Source organism: Leeia aquatica, assembly GCF_012641365.1.
Taxonomy (GTDB): Bacteria; Pseudomonadota; Gammaproteobacteria; order Burkholderiales; family Leeiaceae; genus Leeia; species Leeia aquatica.
Genome location: NZ_JABAIM010000002.1, coordinates 125,540 through 139,817, shown reverse-complemented (window position 1 = coordinate 139,817; position 14,278 = coordinate 125,540). Strand labels below are relative to the sequence as shown.

General features: G+C 59.6%; 9 protein-coding genes. 7 read left to right on the top strand and 2 right to left on the bottom strand.

The genetic code is table 11. The annotated features are described in order from the left end of the window. Window positions 1–97 precede the first annotated feature (97 nt). From HF682_RS09740 to HF682_RS09710, 7 genes are all read left to right on the top strand, one after another. Window positions 98–2,218 (top strand): PAS domain-containing sensor histidine kinase, encoded by a 2,121-nt coding sequence (locus tag HF682_RS09740; protein ID WP_168877108.1) that lies wholly within the window; start codon window positions 98–100, stop codon window positions 2,216–2,218. 69 nt (window positions 2,219–2,287) lie between these two features. After that, complete coding sequence (gene htpG, locus HF682_RS09735; protein ID WP_168877107.1) at window positions 2,288–4,189, top strand: molecular chaperone HtpG; 1,902 nt, start codon at window positions 2,288–2,290, stop codon at window positions 4,187–4,189. A 15-nt stretch (window positions 4,190–4,204) separates the two neighbouring features. After that, window positions 4,205–5,017 carry a M90 family metallopeptidase gene (locus HF682_RS09730; protein ID WP_168877106.1) on the top strand — a complete coding sequence of 271 codons (813 nt, stop codon included), beginning with the start codon at window positions 4,205–4,207 and terminating at the stop codon, window positions 5,015–5,017. A gap of 55 nt (window positions 5,018–5,072) precedes the next feature. Further along, a complete protein-coding gene (locus tag HF682_RS09725) occupies window positions 5,073–8,159 on the top strand; it encodes a PAS domain-containing sensor histidine kinase (RefSeq protein WP_168877105.1) in 3,087 nt (1,028 codons plus the stop codon). Continuing rightward, window positions 8,156–8,560 (top strand): response regulator, encoded by a 405-nt coding sequence (locus HF682_RS09720; RefSeq protein WP_168877104.1) that lies wholly within the window; start codon window positions 8,156–8,158, stop codon window positions 8,558–8,560. Before HF682_RS09725 ends, HF682_RS09720 begins: the two co-directional genes overlap by 4 nt. Continuing rightward, complete coding sequence (locus tag HF682_RS09715; RefSeq protein ID WP_168877103.1) at window positions 8,553–10,226, top strand: diguanylate cyclase; 1,674 nt, start codon at window positions 8,553–8,555, stop codon at window positions 10,224–10,226. Before HF682_RS09720 ends, HF682_RS09715 begins: the two co-directional genes overlap by 8 nt. A gap of 11 nt (window positions 10,227–10,237) precedes the next feature. Continuing rightward, entirely contained in the window at window positions 10,238–13,282 is a 3,045-nt protein-coding gene (locus HF682_RS09710) for a PAS domain-containing protein (RefSeq protein ID WP_168877102.1), read from the top strand. Here HF682_RS09710 and HF682_RS09705 read toward each other — a convergent pair. Together HF682_RS09705 and nudB are read right to left on the bottom strand one after the other, a co-directional pair. Next, window positions 13,203–13,769 (bottom strand): DUF2062 domain-containing protein, encoded by a 567-nt coding sequence (locus HF682_RS09705; RefSeq protein WP_168877101.1) that lies wholly within the window; start codon window positions 13,767–13,769, stop codon window positions 13,203–13,205. The genes HF682_RS09710 and HF682_RS09705 overlap by 80 nt on opposite strands. A gap of 65 nt (window positions 13,770–13,834) precedes the next feature. Beyond that, window positions 13,835–14,278 carry a dihydroneopterin triphosphate diphosphatase gene (gene nudB, locus HF682_RS09700; protein WP_168877100.1) on the bottom strand — a complete coding sequence of 148 codons (444 nt, stop codon included), beginning with the start codon at window positions 14,276–14,278 and terminating at the stop codon, window positions 13,835–13,837.

The window sequence follows — 14,278 nt, the reverse complement described above, 5'->3', positions numbered from 1 at the left end:
CATGCGGTTTCTGCACCGTTCCTCTTCTGCTGATGATCACACCGCGTCTGGCCAGATACCCAGGCGGAGGTGGCGTCTTGCCTCCAGCTGGACGCAGGTGCTGGCGTACGGCGCACTGCTGACCAGTGTTCTGGTGCTGGTCGGGTGGCTGATGTCGCTGCCTCTGTTTGGCAAAGCCGTGAACGGGTGGTGGGGGCTATTGGTCTTGCCCGGTTTCGGCATCGGCCTGCTGATGCTGGCGCTGGGTCGGGAAAACCGGCGCCTGAGGCAGCGCCTGCGTGAGGCTCGTCAGCGCGAGCAACGTCAGCAGGTGTTGTTTGATCTCTCCATCGACTGGGTGTGGGAGATGGATGCGGAGTATCGGTTTACCTACATCGAGGCGGGCATGGGGGCCGCAGTCCGCTTGTCGCCTGAGGGTATCCTGGGCAAAACGCCGTGGGAGCTGCCCTATCTTGGCCCCTGCAATGACTGGGGTGCCTTCCATGAGGTGTTTGCAAGGCGGCAGGCGGTGCAACGACTGGAGCTGATCCGCCAGCGTGATAATGATCCCCCCAGCTATGTAGCCATCAGTGGTATCCCGGTGTTTGATGCAGCCGACCAGTTTACCGGCTGGCGCGGCATTTCACAGGACATTACCGCGCAAAAACGGGCCGAAGTGGCACTGCGCCAACACCGGGACCAGTTGCAACGCACGGCGGATGCGCAGACTGAGCGCCTGATGGCCGTGTTTGATGCCAGCCCGATGGGGATGGCGCAGGTGATCAACCGGCACTTCGTGATGGTGAACCAGGCTTTTCTCGAGCTGTTTGGCTGGCCTGCTGAACAGATGTTGGGGCACTCGACCCGCATGGTCTTTGAAAGTGATGCGGCCTTTATGGACGTGGGGCAACGCGTTACGCCGGTCCAGTTCTCCGGGCTGACCCATACCGTCAATACCCCTTTTGTCCGGGCTGATGGCAGGGTATTTGACGGCGTGGCCTATGGTCGGGCGATTGACATTCATGACCCGTCCAAAGGTCAGATGTGGTTATACCAGGATGTCTCTGCGGAGCGGGAGGCCGCCGCAGCACTGGCGCGTAGCGAGCACGCCTATGAAGAAGCGTCCAGCATTGCCCACATTGGGCATTTTCGCTGGAATATCAACGAAGGGGTGACCTGGTCTGCCGAGACGTTCCGCCTGCATGGTTTTGATCCGGCGGAACCGACACCCGATTTGGACCTGATTTTGCAGCGCGTGCACCCGGACGATGCGGAAAACTGGTTTCGACTGGCCGCCTTGGCTTTTGAAGAAGGCTTGACATGTGATTACCACTATCGCGTGGTGCACCCAGATGGCAAGGTTTTGATTCTCAAAGAGTGCAATCGCCTGCTGCTGGATGAGTTCGGTAACATCGTGGGCCAGTTTGGAACGGTGCAGGATCAGACCGAGATTTTTCAGGCCGAGGAGGCCTTGCGGCAGGCTCGCGATGAAGCCGAGCAGGCCAATCGTACCAAGTCAGTATTTCTGGCCAATATGTCGCACGAGCTGCGCACGCCCATGCATGCCATCCTCAGCTTTGCCGAGCTGGCAGCTGACCGGCTGGACAAAGCGCCCGCAGAGAAGATTCAACATTACCTTGGCAACATCCGTCAGGCGGGGCAACGCTTGCTGGGATTGCTGAATGACTTGCTGGACCTCTCCAAAATGGAGGCGGGCAAGATGAGCTATCAGATGACATCGCAGCCCTTGCTGCCATTGGTGCATGATGCCATTGCCGAACTGCAGCTGCTGGCCATGGCGCGAGCGCAGCACATTGAACTGTTGGCAGAGCGTGAGGACCTGGTGCTGCCGTTTGATGGTATGCGACTGGGGCAATTGCTGCGCAATCTACTGGCCAATGCCATCAAGTTCAGCCCCGAGCGTGGCTTGATCCAGGTCACCATACGCCAGGGCACCCTGCCGGGGCGAGGTGTGGCTGCCGTGTTGCTGGCGGTGCAGGATCAGGGGGTGGGTATTCCACACGGCGAACTGGAAAGCGTATTCGACAAATTCATTCAGAGCAGTGCCACGCGCTCCAACGCGGGCGGTACCGGACTGGGCTTGCCGATTTGCCGGGAAATCGCCCGTGGACATGGCGGCATGATCTGGGCCAGCAACAATGACCCCGGCCCGGGGGCGACGCTTACAGTGGCCTTGCCCTTGATGGCTCATCCTCAGCCCGAATGGGTTCGCGCTTGAAAACCAGAAGGTCTGTCCCCAATTAGGCTGCATGCGGCAAAGCCGTTTTGTCAGTCAACGAGGATAGCCATGAGTGTGAACAAGGAAACGCTGGGTTTTCAGGCAGAAGTCAAACAACTGCTGAAGCTGATGATTCACTCGCTGTATTCCAACAAGGAAATCTTCCTGCGCGAGTTGATCTCCAATGCATCGGATGCCGCAGACAAACTGCGGTTTGCCGCCATTGCGGATGGCAGCTTGCTGGCGAATGACCCTGAACTGCAAATCCATGTGTCCTTCGACAAGGATGCCCGTACCGTGACCATCGCGGATAACGGCATCGGCATGAGCCGTGAGGACGTGATCCAGCATATCGGCACCATTGCCAAGTCCGGTACCCGCGAATTCTTTGAAAAGCTGTCCGGCGATGAGCGCAAGGATGCCAACCTGATCGGCCAGTTTGGCGTGGGTTTTTACTCCGCCTTTATCGTGGCAGACCGCGTGACGTTGACCACCCGTCGTGCCGGCAGTACGGCGGATGCCGCCGTGCGCTGGGAGTCTGCTGGTGACGGTGAGTACACGCTGGAAAACGTCAGCAAGCCGGGCCGGGGTACCGAGATCGTGCTGCACCTGCGTGAGGGTGAAGACGAGTTTCTCAATGAGTGGCGTCTGTCTAATGTCATCAAGACCTACTCGGACCATATTTCCCTGCCCATCCTGTTGCATAAGCCCAAGCGGGACGACAAGGGTGAGCTGCTGAACGAAGAAGAAATCGAAACGGTCAACCAGGCCTCCGCCTTGTGGACCCGGTCCAAAGCGGACATCAGCAAGGAACAGTACGAAGAGTTCTACAAGCATGTGGCACACGACTGGGAGGCCCCGCTGGCGTGGAGTCACGCCAAGGTAGAAGGCCGCCAGGAGTACACCGAGCTGCTGTACATCCCGCAGCGTGCACCGTTTGACCTGTACGACCGTGAACGCCGCCAGGGCATCAAGCTGTATGTGCGTCGCGTCTTCATCATGGACGATGCCGAGAAGCTGTTGCCGCAATACCTGCGCTTTGTGAAGGGGGTGGTCGACAGCAATGACCTGCCGCTGAACGTCAGCCGGGAGATCCTGCAAGACAGCAAGGATATCGACGCCATTCGTGCCGGTTGCGTGAAGAAGATTCTGGGCCTGCTGGATGATCTGGCGGGTTCGGAAGAGGACGAAGGCAAAGAGAAATTCCGTACCTTCTGGAGCCAGTTTGGCACCGTGTTCAAGGAAGGCATTGGCGAAGATTTTGCCAACAAGGAACGCATTGCCAAGCTGTGCCGTTTTGCCAGCACGCTGGCGAACACGGCCGAGCAGTCGGTGTCGCTGGACGACTATATTGCCCGCATGAAAGACGGGCAGGACAAGATTTACTATGTGACCGCAGATTCCTTTGCCGCCGCGGCCAACAGCCCGCATCTGGAAATCTTCCGCAAGAAGGGCGTGGAAGTGCTGCTGCTGTCCGACCGGGTGGACGAATGGCTGGCGTCGTCGCTCACCGAGTACAACGGCAAGAAACTGCAGTCGGTCAGCAAGGGCAGCCTGGATATGGATGCGCTGGCCGATGAAGCCGAGAAGGCCGAGCAGAAAGCCGCTGAGGATGACTTGAAGCCGGTGCTGGAGAAGGTGCAGGCTAGTCTGGGTGAGCGCATCAAGGAAGTGCGCGTGACCCATCGCCTGACCGACTCGCCGTCTTGCCTGGTGGCGGATGATCATGCCATGAGCGGGCATCTGGAGCGGCTGTTGAAGTCCGCCGGGCAAAGCGTGCCGGGCAGCAAGCCGATCCTGGAGCTGAATCCGTCGCACGCACTGGTGAAGAAGTTGTCTGCCGAGCCGGCGCACTTTGATGATCTGGCCCATGTGCTGTTCGAACAGGCTTTGCTGGCAGAGGGTGGCCAGCTGGAAGACCCGGCGGGCTTTGTGAAGCGCGTCAACAGCCTGTTCCTGTCAGGGCTGTAAGCCAGAGAGGGCGACGTGAAACTGTTCGACTGGTTGCGTCGCCCGCCGCCTCCTCCAGAAATCTTGCTGCCGCAGTGGCAGGCCGTACTGGACCTGCCACTGTTTGCCGGCTTGAACCGCGATGACGCCTGGCGCTTGTGTGTACTGGGCGAACGGTTTCTCAGCCGCAAACAATGGGTCGGCACCGAAGGCTTGCTGGTGACCGATGCCATGCGCCGTCTGCTGGCGCTCACCGCCAGCCTGCCCATTCTCAATCTGAACGAGGACAGTTTTGATGACTGGCGCGGGGTCATCCTGTACCCGGCACCCTTTGTGGTGCGCGATGCGCGCCCGGAAATGCTGTCCGTGACGCAGTGGGGTGGGGTAGGGGTGGTGCATGAGGAAGACCAGATCCAGCTAGGGCAGGCCAGGGGCGACGGCCCCATTCTGCTCTCCTGGCCGGATGCTGAGCGGGCCAGCCAGCAGCTGGATGGGTTTAACGTCATCCTGCACGAGATTGCCCACAAGCTGGACATGCTCAATGGGGTGGCCGACGGTTTCCCGCCCTTGCACCGGGGCATGCAGCGCTTGCGCTGGACAGAGGTCTGGCAGGCCAACTATCGTCTGATGCGCTGGCAGGCGCGCATGGGGCAGCTGCCGCACTGGCTGGATGCCTATGCCTGCAGCAGTCCGGCGGAGTGTTTTGCTGTACTGAGCGAGACGTTTTTTGAGCTGCCCTTTGCCGTCGCCACAGATTACCCGGCCCTTTATCAGCAACTGGTGTTGTTTTACCGGCAAGATCCCCGTGCTCGCCTGATGGGTCCCCACCGGGCTGAAAGTACGGCCTGACTGGCATTTTCACCGCTGTTGACTACACTGCGAGCATGACCGGATGAGTGCTGGCATGCTTTCAGACCCTGATGTTTCCTTGCTGACTGACCTGCTGACCGTGGTGCAGGACCCCATCTTGCTGGTGGATGCGGGCGGTCGGGTGCAGGCATGGTCATCCGGTGCCAGCCAACTGCTGGATTTACCCCCGGATGCCCACGGTTGCCTGATCAACGACTGGGTTCCCGATTGGGATGTGATGTGGCTGGAGTGGCCTTCTGCCACCCAGCAAAGCATCAAGCCACTACCGGTGGCGACCCGGGCTGGCATGCAGGTCATGCAGCTTCGTCTGCAGCGTTTATCCCGCCATGGGGTGCCGTGCTGGGCGCTGCAGCTGCAAATGCCGGAAGCGCACACCGCCCAGGCATTGAACCGGTCCATCCTGAGCAGCGCCAACTTTGCCATCATCGCAACTGATCCTGAGGGTTTGATTCACACTTTCAATCCCAGTGCGGAGCGTTTGCTCGGCTACACGGCCGCTGAGGTGGTCGGGCAAATGACCCCGGCCCCCTTTCATGACCCGGGCGAGGTGGTGGAACGGGCCCGGATGCTGAGCGAGGAATTGGGGCAACCCATTCTCCCCGGGTTTGACAGCTTCGTTGCCAAGACCCGCTCGACACGCACCGCGGATGAACGGATCTGGACCTATGTCCGCAAGGATGGCAGCAGGCTGCCGGTGCTGCTGTCCGTGACCGCGCTGTCGGATGCTGCAGACAACATCATCGGTTACCTCGGCATTGCCTTTGACGTAACCCGCACCCAGACCATTGAGGCCGAGCTGCAACGTGCCCGGAATTTCCTCAACAGCATGATCGAGGAGCTGCCTAACGGCGTGTTCGTCAAGAGCGGCAGGCCGGAGGAGTTTGGTAAGGTATTTCTCTGGAACAAGGCGTGTGCGCAGACCTTGGGCATTCCGTCCGCGAAGATCATCGGGGGCTATGAGCGGGAGCATTATCCTCCTGAGCTGGCGGCGTCCTTTCTGGAGAAAGACCGTCAGGTGTTTGAATGCGGCGTGGAAACCCTGCCGGTGCAGCAAATGGTTTCTCACACAGGGGAAGAGCTGCTGCTCTCCATCACCAAGATCCCCATTTACGATGAGGTGAATCAGCCCCTCTACATGCTGGGTGTAGTGACGGACATTACCCACTCTGAGCGGACCCTGCGGGCATTGGCCGAGCGGGAAGCAGAGATGCGCAAGCTGGCCGTAGTCGCCAGCCGCACCGACAATGCGGTGGTGATCACGGATGCAGCGGGGCGTGTGGAGTGGGTCAATGCGGCGTTTACCCGCATCAGTGGCTACGAGCTGGATGAGGTGCGAGCTCGCAAGCCAGGAGACGTGCTGCAAGGCCCGGGTACCGAGCCGGTGACCATCGAGTACATGCGGCGATGTCTCACGCATGGCAAGGGTTTTACCGTTGAAATCCTGAATTATCACAAGTCGGGTCGTCCTTACTGGCTGTCCATGGATGTACAGGCAGTACGCGACGAGCGGCAGCAATTGATCCAGTTTGTGGCGGTGCAGCGGGACATTACGGCGCAGAAAGACAGCGAAGCACGCATGCTGCTGCAAAACCGCTTGCTGGGCGCGGTACGTTTCGGCCTGACCCTGTACATTGCCGAGCAGGACCCCCGGCGGGTTTTCCAGCTCCTGCTCAATGAGATGCTGGTGTGCACCGAGAGTGCCTATGGTGGCATGCTCGCCATGCAGGGTGAAGGCCCAGGGCCGTTGGTCGAGGCGGGCAGTCTGCCCGAACTGGGTGATACCGTGACCATGGTGAACCACTTGCTGGATGCCGGTCGACGCAGCCGTGGCCCGGTGAGCCTGAACTGGCCGCCTGGCGCCAGCAACAGCCGGCCTGTGCTGGCGCTTCCGTGCTTTGCGCTGGATACCTTGCTGGGTCTCATCGTTCTGGCAGGGCGGTCGGAGGGTTACAACGACGATTTACTGGAGCTGATCCAGCCGGTTGTGGTCAGCGTGACCAGTGTGATTCAGGCGGTACGCCATGAACAAGAGCGCCAGAACCTGCTGGACGAGCTGGCGCAGTTCCGGCAATGGCTGGACAGCACGCTGGACATGATCTGTTGTTACGATCCGCAACAGTCCCGATTAACCTATGTTAACCAGGGCATGCGGGAGCGCTTGGGCTATCTGGAGCATGAGCTGGATCAATTGCCGTTTGATGTATTGCTGGATCCGGCAGAACAGCCGGTATTTCAGCAAAAGCTGGCGCTATGCCTCTCGGGGCAACATCGTGCACTGCAGTTTGAAACCGTTTTCCTGACCGCATCACGCGATGCTTTTCCGGTCGAGATTCTGCTGCAGCTGAATCATGACCACCTCTCCCGCCCCTTGTTTGTCTCGATCGCGCGCGATGTTTCCGAGCGTCGCAAGATGGAGCGGATGAAGTCCGAGTTCATTTCGACGGTCAGTCATGAGCTGCGCACCCCGTTGACCTCAATTGTCGGATCGCTCAGCCTGTTGACGGCAGGGGCAATGGGCGGCTTGCCACAGCCTGCCATGGAATTGCTGGGGATTGCGCAGCGCAATGGCCAGCGCTTGCTGGCATTGATCAGCGATATCCTGGATATCGAGAAAATGGAAAGCGGGCGCTTGCGCCTGCAATGCGAGCTGTGCGACCTGATGCCATTGCTGCAGCAATCACTGGACAATAACACCGGCTATGCTGACAGCTTTGGCGTGTCTATCCAGGCCGGAGGAGCATGGTTACCTATTAAAGTCTGGGCAGATCCTGGCCGGCTGGCACAAGTGCTGAACAACCTCATTTCCAATGCCATCAAGTTTTCGCCCAAAGGGGATCGGGTGCTGGTGTACATGCAGCAGCAGGGGGCGCGTGTCACCATCGTGGTGGAAGACCGTGGCTCCGGTATTCCGGAGGCTTTCCGCAGCCGTATTTTCCAGAAGTTCAGCCAGGCTGATGCCAGCGATACCCGACTCAAAGGGGGAACCGGGCTGGGCTTGTCCATCAGCAAAATGCTGATTGAGCAGATGCAGGGAGAGATCGGCTTTGACAGTCAGACCGGTCTGACCCGCTTTTTCTTCAGTTTGCCTGTCTCCGAGACACAGGAAGGGATGTCCATATGACTGAGTTGCAACGCATCATGTATGTCGAAGATGAGCCGGATATTCAGACCGTAGCCCGGCTTGCGCTGGAAATGATCGGCAAGTTCACGGTGCTGGTGTGCAGTTCCGGGCAAGAGGCGCTGGACAAGGTAACGGATTTTGCGCCCAACATGGTGCTGCTGGATGTCATGATGCCCAATATGGATGGCCCGACCACATTGTCTCACTTGCGGGGGCTGTCCGTGATGGCAGGTGTGCCGGTGGTATTCATGACCGCCAAGGCTCAGCCTTCCGAGGTTCAGCAGTTTCGTGATCTGGGCGCAGTGGATGTGATTCCTAAACCGTTTGATCCCATGCAATTACCGAGCCAATTGCGTAGCATATGGACACGCTGTCAACAGGAGTCCAAGCCTCATGGCTGATTCACCGGTGCCCGATGATTTTGCTGCTGTACTGGCAGAGCTGAAGGCCAATTATCTGCAAGAGTTGCCTGACAAGCTGCTGCAGGTTGAGCAAGGCTTGCAGCAGGCGTTTTTGGCAGGCGCGTCCGATGACGACTATGCAACCCTGGTCCGGATCGTGCACTCGCTCGCTGGATCGGCGGGCTCGTTTGGCTTGCCCGAGCTCTCAAAGGTTGCCAAAGCCATGGAACTGGCTTTGCGTGCGCAAACGCCTGCGGCGCTGGCACAAAGCCCGGCCATTCAGTCAGACCTCATTCAGCAATTTGCCTTGATGCGCAGTCAGTGTGTTGCTGCAGACAGTAAGCCCGTATCCAATCGGCTGCAGCCTGCGGTGCGCCGGGCTTCTGCCGCTGTCGCCGCATATGGTAACCGGGTGCTGCTGGTGGAAGACGAGGTTGACACAGCGGAGCTACACGCTACCCAAATCCGCTTTTTCAATTATGAAGTGACGGTGTTGCATGACCATACCCGGCTGAGGGAAACGCTGGATTCCCTGGGGGATGTCGCCATCATCCTGATGGACATGAGCTTTCCGGACCACCCGCTGGGTGGTGCCGAGGCGCTGATGACCTTGCAAGGCAGCGATCATGAAACACTGCCGGTGCTGTTTCTGTCCAGCCGCGATGATTTTGAATCCCGCTTGCACGCGGCGCGGGCTGGTGGCAATGGTTACTTGCTGAAGCCGGTGGAAATTGCCAATCTGGTTGAAGCGATGGACAGGCAGCTGAACCGGGTGCGGCCGGAGCCCGAGCGCATTCTGATCGTGGACGATGACCTGGCGGTGTCCCACCTGTATGCCCGTGCCTTGCAGCAAGAAGGCATGGTGGTGCAGACGGTATCGGAGGCTTCGCACATCGAAGCGGCGCTGGCTGAGTTGCATCCGGATCTGGTTCTGCTGGATTTGTACATGCCGGTCTGGAGCGGCATGGAAATCGCTGCCGCCATACGCCAGCATCCCGCCTACGTCAGTTTGCCGATTGTGTTCCTCTCCTCCGAGGAGGATGTCAGCCGACAGCTCAGTGCCATGCGGCAGGGGGCCGATGAATTCCTGACCAAGCCCATTCAGCTGCCGCACCTGATTGAATCGGTGCGCACCCGGGTGGAGCGCTATCGTGCCTTGCGCGGTTACATGCTGAATGACAGCCTGACCGGGGTGCTGAATCATGCGGCAATCATGAACCGGCTGGATGTGGAGCTGGCACGCGCCATCCGCACCCAGAGCCCCTTGTCGATTGTCATGCTGGATCTGGACCACTTCAAGCGGGTGAATGATGATTATGGCCATCCGGTTGGCGATCGCGTGCTGAAGAGCCTCACCTACATGCTGCGCCAGCGCTTGCGTAGCTCGGACAGTGTGGGGCGCTATGGTGGAGAAGAGTTCATTCTGGTGATGCCGGATACCCCGCAGGATGCTGCGGTCAAGGTCATGGTCCAGCTCTGCGAGGCGTTTGCCAGCCTGCAACAGTATGCCAATGAACGCGCCTTCCAGGTCAGCTTCAGCGCCGGCGTGGCCAACTTTCCCACCCTTGTTCATGCCGTTGACCTGATTTCTGCTGCAGACCAGGCCTTGTATCTGGCCAAGCAAAGTGGACGGCGACAGGTGCAACGATACACCAAGCCCTCATGATGAATGTAACCATGCTCAGACCGGTGCAGATTGCTGTGGTAGAGGACAGCGAGACCTTTCGCCGCCTCTACCAAAGCCTGCTTGGCGGGTTTGAGCATTGCTCGGTCAGCATGTATGCAACAGCAGAGCAGGCGCTGCCTGGTTTGCAGCAAAACCCGCCAGATTTGCTGATTCTGGATTATGTGTTGCCTGGCATGAACGGGCTGGAGCTGTTGCAAGCCCTCGATGGCACAGGGGTGCAACCGCAGGTGCTGCTGGTGACGGCACAAAGTGACCGCACGCTGCAGATGCAGGCCCTGCGCATGGGCGTGACAGACATCATCAGCAAGCCGCTGGATGAGGTGTTGTTTCAGCTGCGTGTACGCATGTTGCTGCAAGGGATACAGGAACGTCAGGCCCGCCTGCGGCAAGAACATGCGATGGCGACCCTCTCAGCTGCAGCCCCCATCGGCATGGCGCTGCTGGCAGCGGATGGCCGCTGCATCAGCCTGAACCCGGCACTGTCACGCCTCTTGGGCTGCTACCCCCCCCTGTCACCGGATTATCGCCTGGGTTTGCAGCTGGAGCAGATGGGGCTGCAGGCAGGTAGTCACTGGTTGCTGGAGGAGGGGGTTGGGCTGGATGCGCGCGAGGCATTGCTGATGCTGCCGGATGGTCGTGAACAATGGCTGCGCCTGCACCGGGCCTGTACCTTAAGTCCTGAAGGAGAGCGGACCATCTGGCTGCATGTGGAGGACATCCAGGTAACCCGGCAGCTGTTGAGGCAATTGCAGGAGAGCCAGTTGCGGCTACAGTTTGCGCTTGAACTGACCGAAGACGGCATGTGGGAATGGGATATCCCCAGTGGTAACCTGCTGCTGAACCAGCGCTGGCTGGACATGCTGGGGCTGGATGCATCCTTTCCGCATCACGTGTCCGCCTGGGAGCCGCTGGTGCATCCCGATGATGTGGGCCCAGCCATTCAACGACTGCAAGCCATGCTGGATGGTGTTGCCCCTGCTTATGAGTTTGAGCATCGACTGCGCCACCGGGACGGGCACTGGGTCTGGGTACTGGGGCGCGCCAAGGTGGTGGTATATGGTCCGGAGGGTAAGCCGGTGCGAGTGGTTGGCACCAATGTGGATGTTTCGGCCCGACGAAATGCCCTGGAAGCCAGTATGGAGATGGGCGAGAAGCTGCAGATGGCCACGGCGACGGCCGGGATTGGCATCTGGGAGCTGGACCTGGAGAGTAACCAGTCGCGCTGGGATGCCCAGACCTATCGCTTGTTCGGTACTCAGGCGGATGATCCCCGCAGCACGCAAACCATCTGGAATGAACAGTTAAGCGAAGCCGATCGCCAGCGCATGGCAGACAACATCACGATTGCGCGCATGGGCGACGGCATGGTGGTGGACGAGTTTGCAGTGGTCTGGCCGGATGGTAGCCCGCATGTGCTGCGGGTGCATGCTCGCGTGGGTCGCAAGTCGGAGGGCGGCGCCGGGCGGCTGATCGGGGTCAATATCGACGTGACGGAAGACCGCAAGCGTGAGCAGGCGCTGGCCGAGGCCGAGGCGCGCTGGCGCTTTGCGCTGGAAGGCAGTGGTGATGGCGTGTGGGATTGGCAGGTGCAACGTGGTGATGCCTATCTGTCCCCCCGCTGGCTGCAAATGCTGGGTTATGAAGCCGACGAACTGCCCATGCATGTCGGGACCTGGCTGAATCTGTTGCACCCTGAGGACAAGCCTCGGGTGCTGGATGCCGTGAATGCCTGTATTGGTGGGGTGATACCCCACTTTCAGTTTGAATGCCGCATGCGCAACAAACAAGGGGGATACCAATGGGTGCTGGACCGGGGGACAGTGATCGAGCGGGATGCCGCAGGTCGAGCCGTCCGCATGATTGGTACGCACAGTGACCTGACGCGACTGTACGACGCGGAGTCCGCATTACGTCGCTCTGAGGCACGCTTGCTGGACATTACCGACCATTTCCCGGGGGTCATTTATCAATGGGTCTACAACACCCGCTTGCGGGAAGGCACTTTTACCTATGTGAGTTCGCGGCATCAGGACCTGTTTGGCATTGCAGCGGAAGCGATTATGGTGAACGACGATCTGTTCACCAACTGCATTCATCCTGATGATCGTCAGGCATACCTCGACAGTGTGGATGCCGCAGTGGCGGAGGCCGGTGAGTGGCGCTATGAAGGGCGTTTCAGACGGCCCGACTCGGGGCAGGAAATCTGGTGGCAGGGGGCTTCCAGTCCGCAACAGGAAGAAGGGCTGTTGATTTATAACGGGGTATTGCTGGACATTACTGAGCGAAAGCGGATGGAGCGCATGCGCGATGAGTTTGTGGCGACAGTCAGCCATGAACTGCGCACACCGCTGACTTCCATTCTCGGCTCATTGAAACTGGCGGACTCTGGTCAGTTGGGCGACGTTCCCGCGATGGTGGCCGAACTGCACCGCATCTCCATCCGCAATGCGGACCGGTTGCTGCTGTTGATCAATGATCTGCTGGACATGTCCAAGATCGAATCCGGCATGTTGTCCCTGCAGCTGGAGACCCTGCCGCTTTTGCCGATCGTGCAGGACGTGATGGCCATGAATCAGGCCTATGCCCAGTCGTTTGGCGTCACACTGCTACTGGAGGCCCCCGCTGGTGATGTCACGGCCACAGTGGACCGCAACCGCTTGCAACAGATCCTGACCAATCTGTTATCGAATGCCTGCAAGTTTTCGCCTGTGGGTGAACAGGTGGTGTTGTCGCTCAAGGCACAGGGTGGGCAGGTATGCCTGTCGGTGACCGATCATGGGCCGGGGATACCCGATAGCTTCCGCCATCGCCTGTTCTCCAAGTTTGCCCAAGCGGATTCTTCTGACACCCGCCAGAAGGGGGGCACCGGGCTGGGGCTGGTGATTACCAAGGCCTTGGTCGAACGGATGGCGGGGCAGATTCAGGTGGAGTCTGTCCCCGATGTGGAAACCCGATTCAGCGTGATATTGCCGGAGGCCGCGGCGACACGGACCGCCTTTGCCACTGCCGACGGTATACCGGCCAGCGCCACATAAGCTGCACCAGTAGCCAGCCAGCGCCACCAATCAGGCTTGCCAGCGCAAACAGGCCCATCACAAATGGCCAGCCCATGCCGGCAAACCAGTGCAACCAGCCTTGTAACCACTCCATGAAGGGAAGCTGGTCCCAGTTTGGCATGGCGGGTAGCTGCCCACTATGCCCACCGGTCAGCCATTGCCCAAGCGTCCACGCGGCGACATAGAGCGGCACGATGGTCAGCGGATTGCTGTAGAGTGTAAACGCCACCGCCACGGGCAGATTGACCCGGAACAGCAGGGACAGGATCAGCGCGGTCAAGACCTGAAACGGGCCGGGTATCAGGCCAGCATAGGCCCCGACCAGCACACCGCCCGCCACCGTATTGGCACCCAGCCGCCACAGGCTAGGATGATGCAGCAGGCCCCGGAATGGACGCAACCAGCGGCTGCGCTCAATCAGGTTACGGGTCGGGTGCAGGGAACGTTTCAGCGTACGGCGCAGCATGCGTGTGGGCAAATCCAGGATATATCCAAGCTTGGACTGCGCGCCGGGCAAGCGGTTCCCGCGTATTAACGGTGCAAGCGATCGGGCAGACTGCGAATGGCATCCGCATTGCTGGGAGAGAATACCACTTCGGCTGCGGCTGCCCACGGTAGCCAGCGGTAAGCAATGTGCTCATCCACGGCGAGCGTCACGGCTTGAGTCTCCGGTACGCACAGGGCAAACCAGTGCTCGCGGTTGTAGCGGGTGCCGGGGGCATAGCGGTGACGCCACTCTTCGTAAATCTCATAATCGACCGCATATTGCCAGTCTTGCAGCTGGGCAGGTGGGCTGGACAGGCCAGTTTCTTCCTGCACTTCCCGCCGTGCGGTCTCCATCAGGGATTCTTCACCCTCCCGGCTGCCGGTGACCGATTGCCAGTAGCCCGGGTGCCCGGCACGCTCCAGCAGCAAAACCTGTAGATCAGGGGTATGAATGACAACCAGAACCGAGACGGCTTGCTTGTACGGCAT

Bases quoted from the DNA above. Each gene is read 5' to 3' on its own strand.
- HF682_RS09725 (WP_168877105.1), top strand. From the start codon at position 5,073: ATGCTTTCAGACCCTGATGTTTCCTTGCTGACTGACCTGCTGACCGTG.
- HF682_RS09705 (WP_168877101.1), bottom strand. From the start codon at position 13,769: ATGCTGCGCCGTACGCTGAAACGTTCCCTGCACCCGACCCGTAACCTG.
- HF682_RS09710 (WP_168877102.1), top strand. From the start codon at position 10,238: ATGCTCAGACCGGTGCAGATTGCTGTGGTAGAGGACAGCGAGACCTTT.
- htpG (WP_168877107.1), top strand. From the start codon at position 2,288: ATGAGTGTGAACAAGGAAACGCTGGGTTTTCAGGCAGAAGTCAAACAA.
- HF682_RS09715 (WP_168877103.1), top strand. From the start codon at position 8,553: ATGGCTGATTCACCGGTGCCCGATGATTTTGCTGCTGTACTGGCAGAG.
- HF682_RS09720 (WP_168877104.1), top strand. From the start codon at position 8,156: ATGACTGAGTTGCAACGCATCATGTATGTCGAAGATGAGCCGGATATT.
- nudB (WP_168877100.1), bottom strand. From the start codon at position 14,278: ATGCCGTACAAGCAAGCCGTCTCGGTTCTGGTTGTCATTCATACCCCT.